The 22,569-nt window shown below is 73.1% G+C and carries 21 protein-coding genes; 10 read left to right on the top strand and 11 right to left on the bottom strand.

What is annotated here, in order from left to right; genetic code table 11:
- The first annotated feature begins 35 nt into the window (after positions 1-35).
- The 8 genes from EDF18_RS06805 (at position 36) to EDF18_RS06770 (ending at position 11,000) form a co-directional block, all read left to right on the top strand.
- Entirely contained in the window at positions 36-2,153 is a 2,118-nt protein-coding gene (locus tag EDF18_RS06805; RefSeq protein ID WP_123546949.1) for a beta-galactosidase, read from the top strand.
- Between the two features lie 71 nt (positions 2,154-2,224).
- Positions 2,225-3,520, top strand: a complete 1,296-nt coding sequence (locus EDF18_RS06800) for an ABC transporter substrate-binding protein (protein ID WP_233569008.1) — start codon at positions 2,225-2,227, stop codon at positions 3,518-3,520.
- On the top strand, positions 3,513-4,487 hold the full coding sequence (locus EDF18_RS06795) for a carbohydrate ABC transporter permease (protein ID WP_233569007.1): 975 nt from the start codon (positions 3,513-3,515) through the stop codon (positions 4,485-4,487). Before EDF18_RS06800 ends, EDF18_RS06795 begins: the two co-directional genes overlap by 8 nt.
- A complete protein-coding gene (locus EDF18_RS06790) occupies positions 4,484-5,425 on the top strand; it encodes an ABC transporter permease subunit (protein WP_123546947.1) in 942 nt (313 codons plus the stop codon). The genes EDF18_RS06795 and EDF18_RS06790 overlap by 4 nt, the downstream gene beginning before the upstream one ends.
- Before the next feature lie 100 nt (positions 5,426-5,525).
- Positions 5,526-7,745: an alpha-xylosidase gene (yicI, locus tag EDF18_RS06785; protein WP_123546946.1), complete on the top strand. Its 2,220-nt coding sequence runs from the start codon at positions 5,526-5,528 to the stop codon at positions 7,743-7,745.
- Between the two features lie 221 nt (positions 7,746-7,966).
- A complete protein-coding gene (locus EDF18_RS06780; protein ID WP_123546945.1) occupies positions 7,967-9,241 on the top strand; it encodes an ice-binding family protein in 1,275 nt (424 codons plus the stop codon).
- A 369-nt stretch (positions 9,242-9,610) separates the two neighbouring features.
- Positions 9,611-10,696, top strand: coding sequence for a helix-turn-helix transcriptional regulator (locus EDF18_RS06775; protein ID WP_123546944.1), 1,086 nt, complete (start codon positions 9,611-9,613; stop codon positions 10,694-10,696).
- Positions 10,697-10,802: 106 nt separating this feature from the next.
- On the top strand, positions 10,803-11,000 hold the full coding sequence (locus EDF18_RS06770) for a hypothetical protein (protein ID WP_123546943.1): 198 nt from the start codon (positions 10,803-10,805) through the stop codon (positions 10,998-11,000).
- Between the two features lie 142 nt (positions 11,001-11,142).
- On the opposite strand, the gene EDF18_RS06765 is transcribed toward EDF18_RS06770, so the two are convergent.
- From EDF18_RS06765 to EDF18_RS06750, 4 genes are all read right to left on the bottom strand, one after another.
- The gene (locus EDF18_RS06765; RefSeq protein ID WP_123546942.1) at positions 11,143-11,574 is read right to left on the bottom strand and encodes a BLUF domain-containing protein; all 432 of its coding nucleotides are present in this window, start codon (positions 11,572-11,574) and stop codon (positions 11,143-11,145) included.
- Positions 11,575-11,727: 153 nt separating this feature from the next.
- A complete protein-coding gene (locus tag EDF18_RS06760; protein ID WP_123546941.1) occupies positions 11,728-12,159 on the bottom strand; it encodes a hypothetical protein in 432 nt (143 codons plus the stop codon).
- A 261-nt stretch (positions 12,160-12,420) separates the two neighbouring features.
- Entirely contained in the window at positions 12,421-13,392 is a 972-nt protein-coding gene (locus tag EDF18_RS06755; protein ID WP_123546940.1) for a helix-turn-helix domain-containing protein, read from the bottom strand.
- An 83-nt stretch (positions 13,393-13,475) separates the two neighbouring features.
- Positions 13,476-14,429, bottom strand: coding sequence for an SDR family NAD(P)-dependent oxidoreductase (locus EDF18_RS06750; RefSeq protein ID WP_123546939.1), 954 nt, complete (start codon positions 14,427-14,429; stop codon positions 13,476-13,478).
- Between the two features lie 221 nt (positions 14,430-14,650).
- On the opposite strand from EDF18_RS06750, the gene EDF18_RS06745 reads away from it, so the two are divergent.
- Positions 14,651-15,445 carry an SDR family NAD(P)-dependent oxidoreductase gene (locus EDF18_RS06745; RefSeq protein WP_123546938.1) on the top strand — a complete coding sequence of 265 codons (795 nt, stop codon included), beginning with the start codon at positions 14,651-14,653 and terminating at the stop codon, positions 15,443-15,445.
- Positions 15,446-15,565: 120 nt separating this feature from the next.
- Here EDF18_RS06745 and EDF18_RS06740 read toward each other — a convergent pair whose 3' ends face one another.
- Entirely contained in the window at positions 15,566-16,237 is a 672-nt protein-coding gene (locus EDF18_RS06740) for a heme oxygenase (biliverdin-producing) (RefSeq protein WP_123546937.1), read from the bottom strand.
- A gap of 154 nt (positions 16,238-16,391) precedes the next feature.
- Here EDF18_RS06740 and EDF18_RS06735 point away from each other — a divergent pair, with 154 nt between their 5' ends.
- The gene (locus EDF18_RS06735) at positions 16,392-16,745 is read left to right on the top strand and encodes a DUF3140 domain-containing protein (protein ID WP_123546936.1); all 354 of its coding nucleotides are present in this window, start codon (positions 16,392-16,394) and stop codon (positions 16,743-16,745) included.
- A gap of 103 nt (positions 16,746-16,848) precedes the next feature.
- Here the strand turns inward: EDF18_RS06735 and EDF18_RS06730 are convergent, their stop codons facing one another.
- The 6 genes from EDF18_RS06730 to EDF18_RS16320 form a co-directional block, all read right to left on the bottom strand.
- Positions 16,849-17,304 (bottom strand): SRPBCC family protein, encoded by a 456-nt coding sequence (locus EDF18_RS06730; protein WP_123546935.1) that lies wholly within the window; start codon positions 17,302-17,304, stop codon positions 16,849-16,851.
- Between the two features lie 217 nt (positions 17,305-17,521).
- Complete coding sequence (locus EDF18_RS06725; protein WP_133739302.1) at positions 17,522-18,850, bottom strand: hypothetical protein; 1,329 nt, start codon at positions 18,848-18,850, stop codon at positions 17,522-17,524.
- Between the two features lie 11 nt (positions 18,851-18,861).
- The gene (locus tag EDF18_RS06720; RefSeq protein ID WP_123546933.1) at positions 18,862-19,788 is read right to left on the bottom strand and encodes a S26 family signal peptidase; all 927 of its coding nucleotides are present in this window, start codon (positions 19,786-19,788) and stop codon (positions 18,862-18,864) included.
- The gene (locus EDF18_RS06715; RefSeq protein ID WP_148050054.1) at positions 19,770-20,423 is read right to left on the bottom strand and encodes a hypothetical protein; all 654 of its coding nucleotides are present in this window, start codon (positions 20,421-20,423) and stop codon (positions 19,770-19,772) included. The genes EDF18_RS06720 and EDF18_RS06715 overlap by 19 nt, the downstream gene beginning before the upstream one ends.
- Before the next feature lie 196 nt (positions 20,424-20,619).
- A complete protein-coding gene (locus tag EDF18_RS06710; protein WP_158614634.1) occupies positions 20,620-22,233 on the bottom strand; it encodes a Mur ligase family protein in 1,614 nt (537 codons plus the stop codon).
- Positions 22,234-22,323: 90 nt separating this feature from the next.
- Positions 22,324-22,473 (bottom strand): hypothetical protein, encoded by a 150-nt coding sequence (locus tag EDF18_RS16320; RefSeq protein ID WP_158614633.1) that lies wholly within the window; start codon positions 22,471-22,473, stop codon positions 22,324-22,326.
- Between the last annotated feature and the right edge of the window lie 96 nt (positions 22,474-22,569).

The following is a 22,569-nucleotide window of genomic DNA, read 5'->3' as shown; positions in this document are numbered from 1 at the left end:
ACCCGCCGCACCCACCCACCACCGAGAGGCCCCCGATGTCGACGCTGACGTCCCGCTCCCGCGACCTGCCCGAGCCCCGCACCTTCCCCTGGATCACCGACGGCCTCGCCCTCGGCGGCGACTGGTCGCCCGAGCAGTGGCCCGAGGAGCTCTGGGCCGACGACGTCGCCCTCATGCGCCGCGCCGGGGTCAACAGCATCAACCTCGCCGTCTTCTCCTGGGGCCTGCTCGAGGTCGCCGACGGCGAGTTCGACTTCGGCTGGCTCGACCGCGCGATGGACCTGCTCGCCGACGCCGGCATCGGCGTGAACCTCGCGACGCCGACCGCGGCGCCGCCGATCTGGCTGTTCCAGGCGCACCCCGAGATCGGTCTCGTCACCGACCGCGGCGTTCGGGTCTCGCAGGGCGGCCGGCTCGGTTGGTCGCCGAGCTCCCCGGTGTTCCGCCGCTACGCGCTGCGGCTCGTCGAGACCATGGCGGCCCGCTACGCCCACCACCCAGCTCTCCGCCTCTGGCACGTGAGCAACGAGCTCGGCAACGAGAACTCGCACTGCTTCAGCGACGAGACCTCGACCGCCTTCGCGACCTGGCTCGAGGCGCGGCACGGCACGGTCGAGGCGCTGAACGCCCACTGGGGCTCGGCCTTCTGGGGCCACCGCTACACCTCGTTCGACCAGGTCGAGGCGCCCCGCTTCACCGGCACGAGCCACAACCCCGGCCTGCTGCTCGACTTCGAGCGCTTCAGCAGCGACGCCCTGCTCGGCCACTACCTCGCCGAGCGCGAGGTGCTGCGCCGTGTGACGCCCGACGTGCCGATCACGACGAACTTCATGATCCAGAACCACCCGGGCGTGCACGACTACGCCGGCTGGGCACGCGAGGTCGACCTCGTCGCGAACGACCACTACACGATCGGCGTCGACCCCGAGCGCTGGGGCGAGCTGGCCTTCAGCGCCGACCGCACGCGCGGGATGTCGCAGGGCGAGCCTTGGCTGCTGATCGAGCACTCGACCTCGGCCGTCAACTGGCAGCCGCGCAACCGTGCCAAGTCGCCCGGCGAGCTGGCCCGCAACAGCCTGGCGCACGTCGCGCGCGGAGCCGACGGTGCCCTGTTCTTCCAGTGGCGCCAGTCGACCGCGGGCAGCGAGCAGCACCACTCGTCGGTCGTGCCGCACGCCGGTGCCGACAGCCGCGTCTATCGCGAGGTCGAGGCGCTCGGCGCGACCCTGCGCCGCATCGGCGCCGTGCGCGGGTCGACCGTCGAGCAGGCCCGTGTCGCGATCCTCTTCGACGAGATCAGCCCGAACGCGCTCCGCTCGGGTAACAACCCGAGCGTCGACATCAGGGCCCTCGACCAGCCGCTCGCGTTCCACCGGGCGCTGACCCGCAAGGGTGTGGCCGTCGACGTGGTCGCGCCGACGAGCGACCTCTCGGGCTACGACCTCGTCGTCGTGGCGACGCTCTACCTGTGCCCCGAGGAGGCGGTGGCCGGCCTCGAGCAGGTCGTCGCCCGAGGCGGCACCGTCGTCGTCACCCCGTTCTCCGGCATCGTCGACCGGCACAACCGCGTCGTAGAGGGCGGCTACCCCGGCGTGCTGCGCGAGCTGCTCGGGGTGCGCTCGGAGGAGTTCTACCCGCTGCTGCAGGGCGCCGAGGTCGAGCTGTCCGACGGTCGCCGCGGCCGCGTCTGGAGCGAGCTCGCCGCGCCCCGTGCGTGGGGCGGCGGCGACGGCGACGCCACGAGCGGAGCAGGACCGACCGGCCCAGCCCCGACCGACGCGGCCGCCACGGTCACGAGTACCTACGTCACGGGCCAGCTCGCCGGGCACCCCGCGACGTTCCGCCGCGACGCCCCGGGCGGCGGTGCGGCGCTCTACCTCACCACGCACCTCGACGACGCCTCGCTCGCCGCCCTCGTCGACGACCTCGTCGCCGAGCAGGGGATCGCGCCCACCGCGGTCGGCGACGACGGCCTCGAGAGGGTGCGCCGCACCTCCTCGACCGGGTCGTGGCTCTTCGCGATCAACCACGGCGACGTCGACCAGCAGGTCGTCGCGACGGGGGTCGACCTCGTGTCGGGCCAGCCCGCGGACGGCTCGTTCACCGTGCCCGCCGGCGCGGTCGCCGTGATCGAGGAGACCCCGGCCCGCTGACCCCGACACCCCACCCGAGAACCCTCCGCCGACCCCTCACCCGGGCGGCACCCGCGTCGAAGGAGATGCAGATGAGACACCCGAAGACCGTGAGGGCCGCAGCCCTCGCGACCGTCCTGATCGGGGGAGCCGCGCTGAGCGGCTGCTCCGCCGTGGGCGGCGACGACGTCGTCCGCCTCGAGTACTGGGGCTGGGGGGTCGGCCAGGGCGAGCAGGTCGCCCTCTGGAACGCCGCGAACCCGGACGTCCAGGTGCGGCACACCGACGCCGGAGGCGGCACGGACTCGGCCGCGAAGCTCCTGACCTCGAGCCGGGCGGGCAACGCGCCCGACGTGGCGCTCGCCGAGTACACGACGATCCCGTCGCTGGTGATCGCCGACGTGCCGCGCGACATCACCGACCTGGTGGCCGACGTGGACGACGCGTTCACCGAGGGCACCTGGGCCCAGACGACCTTCGGCGGCCAGGTGTACGCGCTGCCGCAGGACGCCGGGCCGATGGTGCTCACCTACCGCGCCGACCTGCTCGCCGAGACGGGCCAGGCCGTGCCGACGACGTGGCAGGAGTTCGGCGACGTCGCCCGTGCCGTGCACGAGCAGCGGCCCGACACGGTGCTCGCCGCCGTCCCGGCCGGCGAGCTCGGCTTCTGGGCCGGGGTCTCCGCGCAGGCCGGCGCCGACTGGTGGTCAGTCGACGAGGACGGCTGGACCGTCGGCATCGCCGACGAGCGCATGCTCGAGGTGGCCGACTTCTTCGAGCAGCTCGCCGCCGACGGCTCGATCGACACCGACCCCGTGCTCTCGCCCGAGTACAACAAGCGCGTCAACGACGGCACGATCGGCGGCTGGGCGGCAGGCATCTGGGCGCCGAGCGTGCTCGGCGGCGTCGCCCCCGACACCTCCGGCTCGTGGGAGATCACGCCGCTGCCCGAGTGGACGCCCGGCGACGCCGCGGTGCCGTTCCAGGGCGGCTCGGCGCTGATCGTGACGAAGAACAGCGAGCACCCCGAGGAGGCGGCGGCGTTCGCCAAGTGGATGAACGCGAGCACCGAGGGCAACCAGTCGCTGCTCGACGTGCGCGGCGTCTACCCCGCGTCGATCGAGGGCCAGGAGCTCGCGATCGGCAACGCCCCGCCCTCGCTGATGCCGCAGCAGACCGACTTCTACGACGTCGCCGCCGAGGTCTCGGAGGACGTCCTCCCCACCACGTGGGGCCCCAACGTCGCGCTCGCGACGACCACGCTCACCGACGAGCTCAACGCGGCGATCGCGGCCGGCACCCCGTGGCGCGACGCCTTCGTCGCGACCCAGGCCGTCGTCGTGGCCGACATGGAGGAAGTGGGATACCAGGTGACCACGAATGGCTGACACCGCGCTGCGCCCCGAGATGACGCACCCCGTCACCGCGAGCCCGGCCCCGCGCCCGGCGCGCGGCCGACGCCGGAGCCCGCTGGCTCCCTACCTGTTCGTCGCGCCGGCCGTCGTGCTGTTCGTGGTGTTCATGCTGATCCCGCTCGGCTACACGATCTGGTCGAGCCTCCGGGCCTACCGGATCGAGGAGGGGGCGTCGGTGCTCGGCGTCCGGGTCGACCGCTTCGTGGGCCTCGACAACTACGTCGCCGTGCTGCAGGACGCCGAGCTGCTCGCCAGCTTCGGCCGGCTCGGGATCTACGGCGTCATCGCGGTGCCGCTGACGCTCGGGCTCGCGCTGCTCTTCGCGCTGCTGCTCGACGTTCCCGCCGTCCGTGCGAAGCGGTTCGCGCGCACGGCGATCTTCATCCCCTACGCCGTGCCCGGCATCACCGCGGCGCTGCTCTGGGGCTTCATGTACCTGCCGAGCACGAGCCCGTTCTCGTACGTGACGAACGCGCTCGGCTGGGGGCCGATCCCGTTCCTCGAGGCCGGCGGCCTGTTCGGGTCGCTCGCCAACATCGCCATCTGGGGCGGCGTCGGCTTCAACATGATCATCATCTACACGTCGCTCCGCGGCATCCCGGCCGAGATCTACGAGTCGGCCCGCCTCGACGGCGCGAGCGAGCTCCAGGTCGCCCTGCGCATCAAGGTCCCGCTCGTCGTGCCCGCGCTCGTCCTCACCGGCGTCTTCGCGCTGATCGGCACGCTGCAGCTGTACGGCGAGCCGAACACCCTCCGTCCCCTGACCACCGAGATCACCCAGAGCTGGGCCCCGCTGATGACCATCTACCGCGACGCGTTCCTGACCGACGACCTCCCGTCGGCCGCCGCCTCCTCGACCATCCTCGCGCTCGGGACGGTCGCCCTCTCGGCGATCGTGCTCGCCGTCGCGAACCGCCGCCGGAAGGAGGGCGTCTCGTGACCGCCCTCGACGCGCGCCCCGGCTCGGGCTCCCGACCAGGAGGCGCGGAGGGCGACCGCAGGACGGCCCGCTCCGGCGGCACCGCCCGCCCCGGCGCCGCCCGCGCCTCTCGCAGCGGCAAGCTGCTGCCCACGATCGTGCTGCTGATCGGCGCCTTCTACTGCCTCGTGCCGGTCGGCTGGGTGTTCATCGCCTCGTCGAAGTCGCCGGGCGAGCTGTTCACCTCGTTCTCGTTCGCCCCGGGCACCGGCCTGCTCGGCAACCTCGGCGACCTGTTCGCCTACGAGGGCGGCCAGTACGGCCTGTGGGCCGCGAACTCGCTGCTCTACGCGGGGGTCGGCGGCGTGCTGTCGACGCTCGTCTCGACGATGGCGGGCTACGCCCTGGCGAAGTTCGCGTTCCGCGGGCGGAACCTGATCTTCTTCATGATCCTCGCGGGCGTGCTGATCCCGGGCATCACCCTCGCGATCCCGCAGTACATCCTGCTCAGCGAGATCGGGCTGGCGGGCGGGCCGATCTCGGTGCTGCTGCCGATCATCATCAGCCCGTTCGGCATCTACCTGTCTCGGGTGTTCGCGCAGTCGGCGGTGCCGCAGGAGATCCTCGAGGCGTCGCGGATCGACGGCGCGGGCGAGTGGCGCATCTTCCGGCACATCGTGCTGCCGATCATGGTGCCCGGCATGGTGACCGTGTTCCTGCTGCAGTTCGTCGGCATCTGGAACAACTTCCTGCTGCCGTTCGTGATGCTCAGCGACCAGGCCGACTACCCGCTCACCGTCGGCCTCTACACGCTGCTGTCGAAGGGGTCCGGCGCCCCGGCGCTGTACTCGCTCGCCATCACCGGGGCGGCCGTGTCGATCATCCCGCTCACGCTGCTCGTGCTGTTCCTGCAGCGCTTCTGGCGGCTCGACCTGATCTCGGGAGGGCTGAAGGGCTGATGACCGAGCCCATCCGCACCTCCGAGGCCCACGAACGCTCGGCCGTCGTCTCGCCGGCCACCTCCTCCTCGCACCCCGCGCACCCGGAAGGCAGCACCGCATGAAGTTCACCGACGGCTACTGGGAGATCCTGCCCGGCGTCACCGCCCTGTACGCCCAGGAGGCGCACGACGTCTGGGAGCAGGACGGCGGCCTCGTCGCCTACGCCCCGACCAAGCGCATCGCGGGTCGCGGGGACACCCTCAACCGGCCGATGCTCACCGTGTCGCTGTCGTCGCCGGCCGAGGGCGTCATCCGCGTCCGCATCGACCACCACCAGGGCACGCGCGGCCGCGGCGGGTTCGACCTGCCCGGCGACGACGGCTCGCGGGTCGGCGAGGTGAGCGTCGTCGACGGCGTCGGCACGCTCACCTCGGGGGCGCTCACCGCGACCGTCGGCGAGGGCGCGCCCTGGTCGCTCGAGTTCAGCTCGGGCGGTGAGCGGCTGACCGGGTCGGGGCACCGCTCCGTCGGGTACGTGACCGACGCCTCCGGCCGGTCGTTCGTGCACGAGCAGCTCGACCTCGGCGTCGGCGAGCACGTCTACGGGCTGGGGGAGCGCTTCGGGCCCCTCGTCAAGAACGGCCAGACCGTCGAGATCTGGAACGCCGACGGCGGCACCTCGAGCGAGCAGGCCTACAAGAACGTGCCCTTCTACCTGACGAACAAGGGCTACGGCGTGCTCGTCGACGACCCCGGCGCGGTCTCGTTCGAGGTCGGCACCGAGTCGGTCGAGCGCGTGCAGTTCTCGGTCGAGGGCGAGTCGCTCGAGTACCTCGTCATCGCCGGGCCGACGGGCAAGGACGTGCTCGAGCGCTACACCGCGCTCGCCGGCCGCCCTGCCCTCGTGCCGGCCTGGAGCTACGGTCTGTGGCTCACCACGAGCTTCACGACCGACTACGACGAGGCGACGGTCACGTCGTTCATCGACGGGTTCGCCGAGCGCGATCTGCCGCTGTCGGCGTTCCACTTCGACTGCTTCTGGATGCGGGAGTTCAGCTGGACCGACTTCGTCTGGGACCCGCGGGCGTTCCCCGACCCCGACGCGATGCTCGCGCGGCTGCACGACAAGGGCCTGCACGTCTGCGTCTGGATCAACCCCTACATCGCACAGCGCTCGCCGCTCTTCGCCGAGGGGGCCGCGGCCGGCTACCTCGTGAAGAAGGCGAACGGCGACGTCTGGCAGTGGGACATGTGGCAGGCCGGCATGGCGCTGGTCGACTTCACGAACCCGGAGGCGGTGGCCTGGTACCAGGGCTACCTGCGGCAGCTCACGGCGCAGGGCGTCGACTCGTTCAAGACCGACTTCGGCGAGCGGATCCCGACCGACGTCGTCTGGCACGACGGCAGCCACCCCGAGGCGATGCACAACCTCTACGCGCAGCTCTACAACCAAGCGGTGCACGAGGTGCTGGTCGACGAGCGCGGCGAGCGCGACGCCGTCGTCTTCGCCCGCTCGGCCACCGTCGGCGGCCAGACGATGCCGGTGCACTGGGGCGGCGACAACTCGTCGAGCCACGTGTCGATGGCGGAGACGCTGCGCGGCGGGCTGTCGCTGTCGATGGGCGGCTTCGGCTTCTGGGCGCACGACATGGGCGGCTTCGAGGGGCTGCCCGACGCGGGCGTCTTCAAGCGCTGGGTCGCCTTCGGCCTGCTCTCGTCGCACTCGCGGCTGCACGGGTCGAGCTCGTACCGGGTGCCGTGGCTGTTCGACGACGAGGCCGTCGACGTCACGCGGTCGTTCACCAAGCTCAAGCTGTCGCTGATGCCGTACCTGTTCCAGGCAGGCGTCGAGGCGCACGAGCGGGGAGTGCCGGTGATGCGGCCGATGGTGCTCGAGTTCGACCGCGACCGCGCCGTCGTGCACGTCGACACGCAGTACATGCTGGGCTCCGACCTGCTCGTCGCGCCGGTGTTCTCGGCCGACGGCACCGTCGAGGTGTACCTGCCGCACGGCCGCTGGACGAACTGGTTCACCGGAGAGGTCGTCGACGGCGGCTCGTGGCGCACCGAGCGGCACGGCTTCGACACCCTGCCGCTGTACGTGCGCGAGGGTGCGGTCGTCCCGGTCGGCGCCCGCGACGACCGGCCCGACTACGACTATGTCGACGGGCTGACGCTGCACGTGTTCCCCGGTCCCGACGGGGTGCGAGAGGTGACCGTCACGGACCAGGCGACGGGCGAGCCGACCGTCTTCCGCGTCGAGAGGCGAGGAGGCGCGGCGGAGGTGACCGGGCCCGAGGGCGCGACCCTGCCTGCCTTGGTGGTGCGCGCCTCCTAGGCCGCGGTCCCCTCTGCCTGCCGGGCTGGCCCTCGACCGGGGGCCAGCCCGGGGTGCGGGGCGACGCCACCGGTCGGGGTACGGCCGCTCGGACGGCAGCCGAGAGAACTGGCGCGGTCATTGTGCTCGACGTGGATCAGGCCTATATCTCAGGCAACGGGGAACACCAGCACGTCCGACACGTGTGCTCTGGTGCCTCCTCTCCGCAGTCAGGTGCCGCCATGGCCCGCACGACGTCCACCCTCCCTCTCTCGCGGACGGCCGTCGTGCTCGGCGTCGCCGCAGCACTTGCTCTCACGGCCGCGCTGCCTGCCCAGGCCGACACGGTCATCCCCGGGCCGGTGGGACTCGGCTCCGCCGCGACCTACGGTGTCCTCGCGAGCTCGGCGATCACCAACACCGGCCCCAGCGTCGTCGACGGCGACATCGGCGTGAGCGCCGAGGGCGCGATCACCGGGTTCGACCCCGCGACGGGCCCCGGCGTGATCGCCGCGGGAGGCGTCGTGCACGTCAACGACGCCGCCTCGGCCCAGGCGCAGGCCGATCTCACGACCGCCTACGACGTCGCGCGGTCGCTGACGCCGCAGGAGTCCGGCATCACCGAGCTGGCCGGTCGGTCGCTGACCCCCGGCGTCTACTCGGGCGGCGAGGTCGCGCTGTCCGCGAACGGCAGCCTGACCTTCGCCGGCACCGCGGAGTCGGTCTGGGTGATCCAGGCGGCGAGCAGCCTCACGATCGGCTCGGCGACGACGATGATCCTGCCGCCCGGCGCGAGCGCCTGCAACGTCTTCTGGCAGGTCGGCAGCTCGGCCACCATCGGCACCGGGTCGCAGTTCCAGGGCACCGTCCTCGCCCAGACCTCCGTCAGCGTGAACGACGGCTCGACCGTGATCGGCCGTCTCCTCGCCCGCACCGGCGCCGTGACCTTGATCAACGACGCGATCACCGTGCCGGAGGACTGCGCGGCCGGCGACGTGACCAGCAACCCGACCATCACCTCGGGAGCGCCCGGCACGGCCACGGCGGGCACGCCGTACACGTTCCCCGTGACGGCCACCGGAGCACCGTCCCCGAGCTTCACGGTGACGGCGGGCACCCTGCCTGCCGGGCTGAGCCTCGACTCCGGCACCGGCGTCATCTCGGGCACGCCCACGACGCCCGGCTCGACGACCGTGACGATCACCGCGTCGAACGGCGACGCGCCGGACGACAGCGAGACGTACGTGATCACCGTCGACGCGGCAGCGGTCGTGCCGCCCGTCGTCGTGCCTCCGGTGACCACGCCGCCGGTGACCACGCCGCCCGTGACGCCCGCCGCCCCGGTCACGCCCGTCGCCGACCGGACCCGCGGCCAGCTCGCCTCCGGTCGCCTCGCGAACACGGGCGCCGAGAGCACCGTGCCCGCCCTGCTCGCCGGGCTCGCGCTGTTGTCTGGTGTCGCGCTCGTCGTGACGGCTGCGACGCGCCGCCGCCGCGGCGCGCACGTCGCTCGCTGACGCGAGCCTGCCCGGTCGGCGGGCCGCGCCGCGGCCACTGGGGGAGCCGCAGGTGCGCGGCGGGCGCCTCCCTCGCTGGGCCCCTGGTCGTCCCGTCTCGTTCCGAGCATCCCGTCGCGCCACGACGAGACGGGATGCTCGGAACGAGGAAGGACCCTGGTGCGGCGCCGCCGGGCGCGGCCGATCAGCCCCGTGCTCGGGGGTGGTGACGCGGGGTCGACGGTGCGAGATGATGTCGTCGCGACATCCGTGCCTGCACCTCCGTGCCCGCGGCTTCGTGACGAACCGGCTCGCCGAGACGTCCCGAAGGAGGCGGGTCCGCCTCACCAGCGGGCGGCGCAGGCCGGGAACGGACCAGGAGAACCACTCATGACCAGCACCGAGACCCACAGCGACGCCCACGCCGTCGAGGACGGCCTCGCCGTCGTGGCGACGGCTGCCGCCGTCGCGTCCGCCGACCCCGGCACTGCCGTCGACAGGGACGCCGTGGCCTCCGCCGGGCCCGACTCCGGGCCGCGCTTCGAGCGTGTCCAGTTCGCGAGCGACGACCTCGAGGAGGCGCGCAGCAGCCTCGAGAGCGTCTACGACGGCCGCCAGTTCCGGGCACGCGCCACGGGGGAGCCGTTCGCGTTCCGCTTCGCCTCCGCCGGCGACTCGCGCCTGAGCCTGCAGACCGGCACCTTCACGGCGCACCTGCAGGGCGTCATCCCGTGGTCGCGCGACTACGCGATGTCGTGGTTCCGCTCCGGCTCCGTGACCGTCGACTACCCGGTCGGGCAGCTGACGAGCGAGGGCTCGAGACCGTTCCTCACGCCGACCGAGACGTCGTTCGCGTTCTCGATGACGCCGCACCGGCACGGCATCGTGCACGTCGACGCGGCGTTCCTCGAGGCGGTCGCCAGCGAGCGCCACGCGGGGCCGCCGCAGCGCATCGTCTTCGACTACGCCGCCGTGCCGACCGACGAGTCGCTCGCCGCGTGGCGGACGACGCTCGGCGAGGTGACCCCGCTGATCGTCGGTGAGGAGACGCCCGCGCTGGCCCGCCACGCCGCCCAGCAGGCGCTCGTCCGCGGCATGCTCGACCTGTTCCCCTGGCGCGCGATCGACGTGCCCGACGCCCTGCGGACCGAGCGCACCCGCCGCCTCCGCCAGGCCGCGGAGTACGTGCACGCCTACGCCGACCAGGCCATCACCTCCGCCGACATCGCGGCCGCGGCGGGCATGCACACCCGGACCCTGCAGCTGCTGATGAGCGAGCACCTCGGCTCGAGCCCCACCAACTACGTGCGGCACGTGCGCCTCGACCGGGCCCGGCAAGACCTGCTCTCGTCCGAGCCGGGCTCGGTGCTCGTGTCCGACGTCGCCCGCAAGTGGGGCTTCGGCAACCTCGGCCGCTTCTCGGCGTCGTACTCCGCGCGGTTCGGCGAGTACCCGCGCGACACGCTCGCGCGCTGAGCGCGACGGCGGGGCGTCCTGCGGTGCCCGGCCCGCGCCTCCTCGGGGCGGTGGTTCACAGCGAGCTCGGGGTGCTCTCGCGGGGGCCGGGCGTACGGTCCGCGACATGAGCACCGACGACAAGTCCGACGAGACCATGACCAGCCCGATGATGGACGGCGCCGAGGAGGCGACGGCCGAGGAGAAGACGGACGGCCTGTCCGAGCAGGCCGACGCCGACCACCGCGACGGAGGCGGCACCGGCAGCCGCGAGGGCGACGTGCGCGAGCGCGCCGCCCAGCACGACGCGCAGTCGGACGTCTAGCGCGGGCTGAGCAGCCCCGCCGAGCACCCGCTCGGACCGCACCGCACCGCGCTTCGTGCACCGCACCGGTTCTCGACCTGGTGCGGTGCACGAAACGCGGTGCGGTGTCTCTGCGGGTGGCGCGGGGCGCGGGGCAGGCGCGTCAGGCGCCGGCGGGCACGGGAGCGCGGAACCAGTCGAGCAGGGCGCGCACCGCAGGGTCGAGGTCGGGTCGGCGGCGCGAGTCGTCGAGGGCTGCGCCGGTGACGTCCGCGTAGCCGGGGATCGCCTCGGCGAGCTCGTCGGTCGTGGGTCGGTAGCCCATCGACCACTCGGCGAAACGGGGCTGATCGATCGACTCGCGCAGCAGCTCGACCACATCGGTGTGCCGCGGGTCGGCGGCGATGAGCTCGTAACGGGCCTGCACGACCTCGTCGGGACCTTCGAGCACCTGGACGAAGCGCCCCTGCTTGTGCATCAGGAACCCCGACAGCCCTAGGCGACGGTTGTTCGCGCGGCTGTTCATGAGCAAGGTGGCGAGGTCGCCGTCGGTCGGACGGACGCGCGAGGCACTGGTGTAGACGATCGAGAGCATGAGGGCCTTTCGGGGGGTCCTTCGAGCTTGCCCGCTGTGCACCGCGCCGTCACGCCCCAGAGAGGGGGCTGCGCGGGTCGTTCCTGCCCGCGGCCGCTGCGCGCCCGCCGAACCCGCGCACACCCGTTGGCGCGCGCGAGGGTCCACGCGGGTTCAGCGGGTGTCGACCGCGCGCCGTGACCGGCGACGGCCGCGCAGCAGGATGGCGAGGTACGCGAGGGCGCTGGCGAGGCAGAGAGCGATGCCGGTCCAGACGACGGGCAGCGCAAGCCCGTCGAAGACGGCGCCCAACAGGAACGACAGGCCGATCGCGAAGGAAGTGAGCAGCAGCGAGAGGACCGGCTCGAGCCACGCCGGGCCGAGCAGTGCGGCTCGTGAGGTGTCGTGTCCCTCGTCGGCACGGCTCCGGGCGTCGTCCAGCCGGTCGCGGATCGTGAGGCCGATGACGGGGCCCCAGAAGCAGACGACCGCGGGCTGGCCCACCTGCGACACGGCGATCACGGCGATCGAGGCCACTGCCCCAGCGACGTACCACCGCGGGAACACGCGGCTGATCGGGACGGCGCGTCCGGGGCCGTCGGTCACGCCGAGCTCGCAGTCGTGGGCATGCCGCCACGTTAGCCGCGCCGTTGCTGCTGCGCGCCGCCACCTCGAGCCGGCCGCCTTCCGAACCCGCGCACCCGTCGAGCCGCGCGCACCCCTCGAAACTGCGCGTACCCTGCGGCGCGCACGCGGTGTGCGCGGGATCGGCGGGTGTCGACGCAGGAGGACGCGGCACCAGGCGCTGGCGGCTGGCGGCCGGCCGCCGAGCTCGCGCCGCGGGTGCCGCCCGCCGGCCACGCGCCGTCAGCGCGCGAGCGTGTCGCGGGGGTACTCGCCGACGTGGTCGGCGTAGCTGGCCGAGAAGCGGCCGAGGTTGCCGAAGCCCCAGCGGCGCGCGACGGATGCGACGGTCGTCTCGTGCGGCGAGGCGGCGAGCAGGTCGGCCCGGACGCGGTCGAGTCGGACCTGGCGCAGGTACGCCGAGGGCGACGTGCCGAGGTGCTCGCTCATCGCGAGCTGCAGGCTGCGGGTGTGCAGGCCGACGGCAGCCGCGACGTCGGAGGGGCTGATCGCCTCGGCCGCGTGCGCGTGCAGGTACTCGAGGGCGTGCCGCACGCGGACGGTGCCGGGCGTGCGGAGCGAGCGGGGGACGTCGACGACCTGCCAGCGCCAGGTGCGGAGCACGGCCCGCGCTGTGCTCAGCTGCGCCTCGAGCCGGAGCAGGGGAGGGACGACCTCGCCGACGACGGCCTCGGTGGCCCCCGCCATCGCCGTCCGCCAGTCGGCGATCGCCTCGGCGCCGGGCGTGTTCGTCGTGTCGAAGGCGATGCGCTGGGCCGGCCCGCCGTGCAGCTCGGTCGCGGTCTGCTCGAGGAACTCGGTGCCGAGCCGCACCAGGTGGCTCTGCCGCGGACGGAACTCGAACTCGAACGAGTCCTCGGCGGGGATGAGGAACGGGGTCGACCCCTCGGTGCGGTACGCCTCCGACCCGCGGCGGACCGTCGCCGACCCGCTGCGGAACCACATGACGAAGTGGGTGTCGGGGAAGGGGATCTCGCCCTCCATGTGCCCGCTGAAGTGCGACGTCTGCAGGCTGACGCGCTCGTCGCCCGCCGTGACGTAGCGGTACGAGAACGGTGCGCTGGAGGGGCGTGCGTCGAACCGGCGCCCGCCGTGGTGGTCGGCGCGGCTGCGCAGCACCTCGTGCAGGTCGGTGCCCTGCTCGACGGCACGGCTGTACGCCGGCACGTCGAGGCGCGCGGATTCGTCCGACATCGGGGATCGTCTCGTCTCTGCAGGGGTCTGGGCAGGAAGAGCTGAATCGTGCCACAGGCCGCCGACATCCGACCCGTGGACGGTCAGGCGCGCGAGCGCGCCTCCGCGTCGACGAGGGCGAGAGAGACGTCCCACAGGCGGTCGGCCTCGGCCGGGTCGAGCGCCCAGGCGCGGACGCCGTGCAGCCCGTCGACGATCTCGTCGACCACCTCGGCCTCGTGGCAGTCCTCGAAGTAGCGGCCCCGCACCTCCGCCAGCTCGGGCGCGGTGGCGAGCAGCACGGAGGTGGCCGCGCCCTGCTCGGGAGTCTTGACCGCGTCGGCCGCCGCGACCTTGGTGGCGGCGAGCACGTCCGGGGCCCAGTGCTTCTGCAGGCCCGTCCAGATGCCGCCGGGCATGCACGAGTTCGCGACGATGCCGTCGCCGGCCCAGCGGGTGCTCGCGCCGACCGCGAAGAGGGCGTTGGCCGTCTTGGACTGGGCGTAGGCGAGCCCCGGCTCGTAGCGCCGACGCCGGAAGAACAGGTCGTCGAACACCACGGGCGACCCGCCGTTGCCGCTCGACGAGACGGAGACGATCCGAGCGCCACCAGCCGCGGCGAGGGCGCCGTGCAGGCCGAGCGCGAGCGCGAAGTGGCCGAGGTGGTTCGTCGCGAACTGGAGCTCCCACCCCGCGGCCGTGTAGGTCTCAGGCGAGTCCATGACGCCGGCGTTGGCGATCAGGACGTCGAGCGGCCCGGTCCACTCTGCGGCGACGCGCTCGACGGAGGCGGGCCGGTCGAGGTGCAGCTCGACCACGTCGGGTGCGGACCCGCCGGTCGAGCGGGCGATGTCGTCAGCCACCGCACGCCCCGCGGCGACGTCGCGCACGGCCAGCGTCACCCGGGCGCCGGCCCCGGCCAGGGCGCGGGCCGTCTCGACCCCGATCCCCGAGGAGGCGCCCGTCACGAGGGCCGTCCGCCCGCCCAGGTCGACGCCCTCGAGCGTCTCGGCCGCCGTCGTCGTCGCCCCGAAGGTGCTGATGTCGCGTGTCGTCACGTGGTCCCTCTCGCTCGATGCCGCGACCCTACGCCGGGCCGCCGACACCGAGTCCCGTGGCGGTCCGCCGCCTCCTCCGCCCGCCGGGCCGCCGACACCGCGTCCCGTGGCGATCCGCCGCCTCCTCCGCCCGCCGCGTCGCTTCGTCGGTGCGCGCCCGCCTGGGGCATGCTGAACGAGCGCGGGGAGTCGCTCTCCGCGCACCGACGGAAGGACTCCCCGTGCACATCGACCTCACCGGCAAGACCGCCCTCGTGACGGGCTCGACCCAGGGCATCGGCCGCGCGATCGCGCTCGGCCTGGCCCGGGCAGGCGCGACGGTCGCCGTGAACGGGCGTACCGCCTCCCGCGTGGACGAAGCGATCGCCGGCCTCCTCGAGGACGCCCCCGGCGCCTCCTTCGTCGCGGCCCCCGGCGACGTCTCGACCGACGAGGGGACGCAGCAGGTGCTCACCGCCGTGCCGCAGGTCGACGTGCTGACGAACAACCTCGGCATCTTCGCCTCGGCCGATCCGCTCTCGATCGACGACGACGAGTGGCGCCGCTACTTCGAGGTCAACGTGCTGTCGGCGGTGCGGCTGATCCGCTCGTACCTGCCGGGCATGACCGAGCGCGGCTGGGGGCGGGTGCAGAACATCGCGAGCGACTCGGCCGTCGTCATCCCGGCGGAGATGATCCACTACGGCATGTCGAAGACGTCGCTGCTCGCCGTGTCGCGCGGCTTCGCGAAGGCCGCCGCGGGCACCGGCGTCACGGTCAACTCGGTCATCGCGGGCCCGACCCACACCGCCGGCGTCGAGGACTTCGTCTACGAGCTCGTCTCACGCGACCTGCCCTGGGACGAGGCGCAGCACGAGTTCATGGTGCAGCACCGGCCGCAGTCGCTCATCCAGCGCCTGATCGAGCCCGACGAGATCGCGTCGATGGTGGTGTACCTGTCGTCGACCTTCGCGTCGGCGACGACGGGCGCCGCGGTGCGGGTCGACGGCGGGTACGTGGACTCGATCCTGCCCTGACCTCAGCTCGGCGGCGCGAACCGACGCGAAACCGACAAAGCAACGCGGGGCCCCGCGTAGTTCTGTCGTTTTCGCGTCGGTTCAGCCGCCAGAGCTGATCAGGCCGACTCAGGCGCCGGCTCAGGCGGCGGCGGCAGCGGCGCGGCGTGCCCGGCGGTCGGCCTCGAGGCCGTCGAGGAGGCGGGTGTCGAGCGAGTGGGCGAGCGCGACCTCGGCGACCACCGCCTCCTTGTCGGCGTCGGTCCACGGGGCGGCGTCGAGCTGCTCGCGGTAGGTGGCCCGGAAGAGCGCCGGGTCGGCGACCTCGGCGAAGACGTAGAAGCCGACGCCGTTGACGTCGAAGCCGTAGTGCTTCTGCAGCAGCGTGCTGATGAAGCGCCCGCACGACAGGTCGCCGAGGTAGCGCGTGTAGTGGTGCGCGACGAGGGCCCCCGCCGAGGTCGCGGCGATCGTCTCGAGCCTCTCGACGTACTCACGCGTCGCGGGCAGGGCGACGACGCGGTCGCGCCAGGCGTCGCCGAGCAGGAACTCGAGGTCGGACTCGAGGGCAGGCAGCCGGCTCATGCCGGTCGTCACGAACGGCGAGGCCACGGGGTGCCCGGCCATGGACCCGGAGGCGCCCTCGAGCGCCCGGTACACGAACCAGTACTGCGCCACGAGCTGGGCGTAGTCGTCGACGTCGCAGGTGCCGCGAAGCAGGTCGGTCATGAAGTCGGCGCCGCCGCTGGTGCCGTGGCGACTGGTCGTCCGGGCCCGCAGCAGCTCCGAGAAGGGGACGACGTCGTGGGCCACGGGTGACTCCGATGCTCGGATCGGGCGGTCGGACGACGACCCGTCCCTGAACCGTACTTAGGTCACCCTTACCGCGCAACCCCCGTGCCTCCGAGGTCGCCGAGAGCACCGGGTGAGGAGGCCGTGCCGCGAGGGCCGGGGGCATGCTGGGCCGATGGACGACGACGAGAAGAAGAGCATCCGAGACGACTTCCACGACGCGGTGAACATGACCCCGCACGAGCTCGAGCAGTGGCTCGAGACGGACGAAGCGAAGGAGGTGGGGCAGAAGTCGTCCGACGGGGCCGAGTCGGTGGGGCACCACAGCGGACGCAGGATCGTGACGATCCTCCGCACGAAGGCGGCCGACCTGGGCGACGACGACTACGCGCACATGAAGAAGGTCACGGGCTACGTGCACCGGCACTCCGCACAGGGTCCGGAGGGCGACGCGCACGACTCGAAGTGGCGCTTCTCGCTGATGAACTGGGGCAACGACCCGGAGAAGACGACGAAGTCGAAGAAGTAGCGGCGACAGCCGCAGGACGCCGCCATGGACGGCGACGGCCCCGCCCCTCCGGTGAGGAGGAACGGGGCCGTCGCCGTGCGGGGCCGAGGCCCGGACGTGTGGACTACGCCTGCACGTCGCCGCGCCAGGACCCGTCGGCCTGGCCCTTCGACTCGATGTACTGCTTGAAGTTGGCGAGGTCCTTCTTGATGGCCCGGCCGTCGGAGCCGATGGCCGCGCCGAGCTTCTCGAGGACGCCCTCGGTGGACCAGTCGATCTGCACGGTGACGCGCGTCTCGGTGTCGCTCAGCTTGTGGAAGGTCACGACGCCGGCGTGGTCGACCTCGCCGCCGGTGCTGGTCCAGGCGACGCGCTCGTCGGGGTGCTGCTCGGTGATCTCCGCCTCGAAGGTCTTCTCGACCGGTCCGACCTTGACCTTCCACACCGTGAGGGTGGGGGTGGTCTGCGTGATCGACTCGACCTCGTCGAGGAACTTCGGGAACTCCTCGAACTGGGTCCACTGGTCGTACGCGGTGCGGACGGGGACCTCGACGTCGATCGTCTCGATGGCCTGTGCCATGGTGTTCTCCTCTTGTCGTGATGTCGTGGGGCGGGCGAGCCCCGGTGGGTCCGACCCCGGAAGGGCCGGCCCTGGTGGGCGGCCTCGTCCGAGGCCGTGCCCGCCGACGTGAACGGTAGGAGGCGCGGGCCGGCCGGGTCCACGTGCAGAGGCGATGGTCAGGTGCCGGGTGACGCGGCGTCCCCCGGCACCCGCTGCGGGCCGGGAGCGTACTCGCCTAGCGCGGCGTGACCGCCATGCTGCGGAACGACGCGGGGATCGCGAGTGTGCGGACACCCACGTTGCCTGCGGTCGTGTCGCAGCCCGTGTCGGTGTGCGACACGGTGGTCTGAGGACCGCCGGACGACGCCTGGGCCGTCGCCGTGATCGTGCAGCCGACCATCTCGACGGTGAGGTGCTGCCACTGGCCCTGCGGCACCGTGGCGGCGAGGGGGGTGCGGGCGAACTCCCGCCAGGTACCTCCGAGGTGCTTGCCCACGATGAGCGAGGTGCTCGAGATGCCGCCGTAGTAGCCGTCGAGCTGGTCGGTGCCCGTGCCCGGGTTCCGTACGCGGACGTTGAAGCCCGCGTCCAGGAAGGTGGCCGACGGGGCGTCGAACCGCACCTCGCCGGTCAGCGAGAGGTCCCCCCAGGTCTGAGAGGTCTCGACCGCCTTGTCGCCCTTGCCGGACTGCCTGTTCGAGTAGGTCTCCGTGGTCGCGTCAGCGGTCCAGCTGCCTCCGTAGGTCGTGAAGGAGGGTGCGGCACCGGTCTTCCACGGGGTGTTCCACGTGGCGGGGGGAGGGGAGACGGCGAGCGATCCCTCCGTCACCGTCACGAAGCGCCAGGCCCCCGTCGCCTCGAACGTGCGGAGCCCCACCATGCCCTTCTGGTGCACCGTGCCGCAGCCCGAGTCGAAGTGGCGGAACGCGGTGACGGCGCCGGGGCCGGTCGCCCCGACGGTGCTCTGCGAGACCGTGACGTTGCACCCGCGCACCTGCACGACGAGGTGGTACCAGGTGTTGTACGCGATGCCGCCCGGCACGTCGACCGTGCGGAGGAACTCGTACGACCCCTTCGTCATGCGTCCGAGCTCGAGCTTGCCGGTCGAGCTGACGTAGGCCCAGTACCCGTTGTGCTCGTCGAGGCCGGGCGACGGCGAGCTCACCCGTGCCAACAGGCCGACTTGCTTGCCGCTGTCGAGCTTGACGTCGGCCTGCACCGTGTAGTTCGTCCAGTCGGGGCTGCCGGTGACGGCCTTGGGCGCGGCCCCGGCCTGGTCGTTCCCGCAGGTCTCGTAGTACATGCCGAAGTCGTTCGGCGTCATCGTCTGCCAGCAGCCGCCGTAGGTCGTCCAGTCCGAGGCGCCGCCCGCGAAGCTCGAGCGGTACGGCAGGGCGTTCGTGGTGCGCGCGAACGACGCGGCCGTCGTCGCGGTGTTCCCGGTGTCGCGCACCGAGGCAGTGAAGGCCCCGGACGTGGGGTCGGCGGTCCAGAGCCCGGCCACGAGTGCGGCGAGCAGCAGGACGACGACGAGGAGGCGCCGGCCCGTGACCGGACCTCGCACGACCCGGCCCCTCACGAGGCGGCCGATCGTCGGCCGACGTTCTGCGGGGCGAGCCCGACGAGGAGGCACCAGAGCAGCGGGAGGCAGCAGACGAGTCCGAACACGAGCCAGCCGAGGGGCGGCAGGTGCGGAGCGATCGAGACGAGGACCCCGCTGCCGGCGGGGGCGTCGGGCGAGAGCGGAGGCAGGTCGAGGGTGCCCAGCTCGCCCGACGCGAGCACGACCGCCGAGCCGTGCTCGGTCGCGAGTCGCGACGGCAGCATGCCCGTCGAGGCGACGGTCGCGGTGCCGCCGAGTCCGTCGTCGGAGGCGGTGGTCCAGAGCACCGTCGCGGCCGTGAAAGGGCGGAGGACGGCCGAGACCGCCGCCACCACGACGGTCGACCCGACGACCCGCAGGGCGGAGCGGTGCGTCCGCGAGGGCACGAGCAGGGTGATCGCCCAGAGGGCGACGCCTCCGACCACGAGCCACGGCAGCGCCCGGGCGAGCCAGCCGACGCCGGGCAGCAGCACCGAGGCGCGGCCCACGAGGTCGGCGTCGGTCAGACGCCACGGGTCGTCGGCCTGGCTCGCGTCGCCGCGGGTCGCGATGCCCGTCGTGCCGATGTCGACGACCCGGTGGGTGAACGTCGTGCCGGTGCGACCGGGAGGGGTGAACGTGACGACGTCACCCGCCCGGAGCTCGTCGACCGTGACGGGCGTCGTCACCACGAGCGTGCCGACGGGCGCGGCCGTGCCCATCGAGGCAGTGCGCACGACGAAGGTGCGGGCGCCGGCCAGGTGCAGCAGGGCCAGCGCGACGAGCAGGCCGAGGGCCAGGGCGACGCCGGCGGCGAGCAGCAGGTCACGTCTGCGGGCCGGTCGCCGGGCCGACGACGGCGTCGCGGCCGTGGTCGGCCCGGACGCGGTCGTCGACCGGGTCAGGCCGTGAAGGTCCACTTGAGGGGCACCGTGGCCGTCAGGCCCTGGTAGTCGTTGCCGACGGCGCCGTCGAGGGTCACGGAGAAGACCATGTCGGCCTTCTGGCCGGCCGGGACGGCGGTGAGGCTGATGGGGGTGGTGCGCGCCCCGAGGTCGGCCAGGGTGCCCGAGTAGACGGACGTGCCGCCCTGGGTCAGCACGAGCGTGATCTTGCTGCAGATGTCGGTGGCCGTGCCGCTCGTGTCTCCGGTCTTGCCCGGGACGCAGGCGCCGGTGTTCGCGAGGGTGAAGGTGCCTGCGTCCATCGTGCCGACGTTGGAGATCGTGACGGGAACGTTGCGGGTGGTGCCCGGCTTGAGGGTCCCGCCGGCGCCGAACTTGTTGTTCGACGTGCAGGTCGCGGTGTTGCCGTTGCTCGAGACGGACGCCGACTCGGCACCGTTGCTGTAGCAGGTGGCGCCGGGAGTGCCGACCTCCCGCATGAGGAGCGTGCCCGTGGTGGCGGTGTTGTTCGCGTTCGCGATGCTCGCCGTGAACGCGGAGAGCGTCCCCGACATCGTCAGGGCCATCAGCACGGCGGCGACGAGGCCGGTGACGACGGCGAGGGGGGTGGTGCGGAGGCGCGCGTGGGCGCGGTGGGACGAGGAGGCCATGTGATCGGTCTTTCGGTCGGGTCGGTCGGTCACGGTCGCGACCGGCGCGGTCGTGACGAGCCGATTCCCAGCGGCGCCGCACGACGGTGACGACTGATCCCCCACCGGTCGATGCAACGCTATCGATGTCCACAGAAGTGAGGACACCCCAGTTCGTGGGCCCCCACGGCCCGGACCAGCGTCGGGCCTGGACGGGTCAGGCCCGCCAGCCGGCCTCGCGCAGGGCGGCACGGGCGTCCTGGCGGGGCGAGTACGGCACGTCCTCGGTGCCCACGACCCGGTAGTCCGTGTCGCCCGGCCCGACCCAGAGGACGGTGTCGCCGGGGCCCATGCCGCTCACCGCGTGCCGGATGGCGTCCGCCGGGTCGGCGAGCTCGACGACCGCCGCGACCCGCTGCCGGCACCGGCGTCGCTCGTCGGCGGCCGTCCTCGCGCCGGCCACGAGCGCGTGCCGGATCGACGCGGGGTCCTCGGTGCGGGGGTGGTGGTCGGTCACGACGACGAGGTCCGCAGCATCGGCCGCTGCCCGGCCCATCGGCTCGCGCTTGGACGGGTCCCGGTCGCCGTCGGCGCCGATCACGACGACCAGGCGCCCGTCCGTCACGGTCCGCAGGGCCTCCAGGGTCTTCGCGACGGAGTCGGGGGTGTGCGAGAAGTCCGTGTAGACCCGGGGCCCGTCGACACCGGAGAGGTCCAGGGTGCGGCCGGGCACCGTCACCTCGATGCCCCGTTCCACAGCCTCCTGGAGCTCGTCGACGGCGTGGCCGGCCTCGACCAGCATGACGAGGGCGAGCGCGGCGTCGGCGGCCATGTGCCGTCCGATCAGCGGCACCGACGACCGGAGCACGCGGCCGTCCCGCCGCTCGAGGCGGAAGCTCGTCGAGGTGGCGCTGGAGGCGGTGACCTGCAGCCTCCAGTCCGCGGGGGCCTCGCCCGCCCCCTCTCCCTGGTCGACCCCGTCGCCGGTCGCGACGGTGGTCACGGGGACGCCGGAACGCGCCGCGATCTCGCGGCCCGCCGGGGAGTCGAGCAGCACGACCCCGCGCTCGGCACGGTGCTGGTCGAAGAGGGCGAGCTTCGCCTCGAGGTAGCTCGCGGACGTGGGGTAGTCGTCGCGGTGGTCGTGGCTGAGGTTGGTGAAGCCGACGACGTCGAAGCGGAGCCCGTCGACCCGGTGCCGGCTGAGCGCCTGGGCGCTCACCTCGAGCGCGGCGGTGTGGACGCCGTCCTCGGCCATGCGCGCGAGGAGGGCGTGCAGCTCCGTCGCCTCGGGCGAGGTCAGGCGGCTCGCGACGGCCGCGTCCAGGCTGCGTCGCTCGGCGGTGGAGCTCAGGCCGGCGGGGACGCCCAGCTGCCGGAGCACCGCGTGGAGCACGTGCACCGTCGTGGTCTTGCCGTTCGTGCCCGTGACCCCGAGGAGGCGCGGCCGCCGCGACTCGGTCCCGCTCACCCTCGCGGACAGCCGGCCGAGGTGCCGTCGGGGGTCGGCCACGACGAGCGAGGGGAGGCCGGCGGCGGAGGCGCGCTCGACCCCCGCGTCGTCGGTCAGCACGGCGACGGCGCCGGCCAGGGCGGCCGCCGCGGCGAAGTCCGCCCCGTGGCCCCGGCGACCGGGGAGAGCCGCGAAGAGCCCGTCGGGCAGCAGCTCGGCGTCGTTCACCGCCACGTTCGTGACGAGGACGTCGAGTGCCGCCTGCTCGTCGGACCAGCCGGTGCCGGAGGCGGGCACGAGCACGAGCCCGTCGCCCCGCAAGGCGGACAGGCGCACCCCGACGGGCCGCCGCGGGCGGAGGAACGAGAACTGGGGCACGGGTCTCCCGGGGCGACGTCGACGGAACGACCATCGTGCGCCGTGCACCGCACGAGGTCCCGTGAGGATGTACCCCGACGAGTCCGCCGTCTAGAGGAGGCCGAGCGCCGTGAGGACGCCCGCGGCTGCCGTGACGCCCGCGGCGACGGAGGAGCCGACGATCACGAGGAGGGTCACTCGCCGCTCCCGGTCGCCGACGGACCGGGCGGAGGAGGCACGGTGCGGATCGGGGTACGTCACGGGGCTCCCTCCTGTGGGGCCGGGTCAGGCCCGGGCGCGCCCAGCATGGACCTGACGGGCCGCCGGCGCACCCACCCAGTCCGGGGCGCTTCGCTC

It is taken from the genome of Frigoribacterium sp. PhB107 (assembly GCF_003751515.1).
GTDB lineage: Bacteria > Actinomycetota > Actinomycetes > Actinomycetales > Microbacteriaceae > Frigoribacterium.
This window is presented reverse-complemented; position numbering and strand designations above follow the sequence as displayed.

Bases quoted from the DNA above. Each gene is read 5' to 3' on its own strand.
- EDF18_RS06805 (WP_123546949.1), top strand. From the start codon at position 36: ATGTCGACGCTGACGTCCCGCTCCCGCGACCTGCCCGAGCCCCGCACC.
- EDF18_RS06800 (WP_233569008.1), top strand. From the start codon at position 2,225: ATGAGACACCCGAAGACCGTGAGGGCCGCAGCCCTCGCGACCGTCCTG.
- EDF18_RS06795 (WP_233569007.1), top strand. From the start codon at position 3,513: ATGGCTGACACCGCGCTGCGCCCCGAGATGACGCACCCCGTCACCGCG.
- yicI (WP_123546946.1), top strand. From the start codon at position 5,526: ATGAAGTTCACCGACGGCTACTGGGAGATCCTGCCCGGCGTCACCGCC.
- EDF18_RS06780 (WP_123546945.1), top strand. From the start codon at position 7,967: ATGGCCCGCACGACGTCCACCCTCCCTCTCTCGCGGACGGCCGTCGTG.
- EDF18_RS06775 (WP_123546944.1), top strand. From the start codon at position 9,611: ATGACCAGCACCGAGACCCACAGCGACGCCCACGCCGTCGAGGACGGC.
- EDF18_RS06770 (WP_123546943.1), top strand. From the start codon at position 10,803: ATGAGCACCGACGACAAGTCCGACGAGACCATGACCAGCCCGATGATG.
- EDF18_RS06765 (WP_123546942.1), bottom strand. From the start codon at position 11,574: ATGCTCTCGATCGTCTACACCAGTGCCTCGCGCGTCCGTCCGACCGAC.
- EDF18_RS06755 (WP_123546940.1), bottom strand. From the start codon at position 13,392: ATGTCGGACGAATCCGCGCGCCTCGACGTGCCGGCGTACAGCCGTGCC.
- EDF18_RS06735 (WP_123546936.1), top strand. From the start codon at position 16,392: ATGGACGACGACGAGAAGAAGAGCATCCGAGACGACTTCCACGACGCG.
- EDF18_RS06730 (WP_123546935.1), bottom strand. From the start codon at position 17,304: ATGGCACAGGCCATCGAGACGATCGACGTCGAGGTCCCCGTCCGCACC.
- EDF18_RS06715 (WP_148050054.1), bottom strand. From the start codon at position 20,423: ATGGCCTCCTCGTCCCACCGCGCCCACGCGCGCCTCCGCACCACCCCC.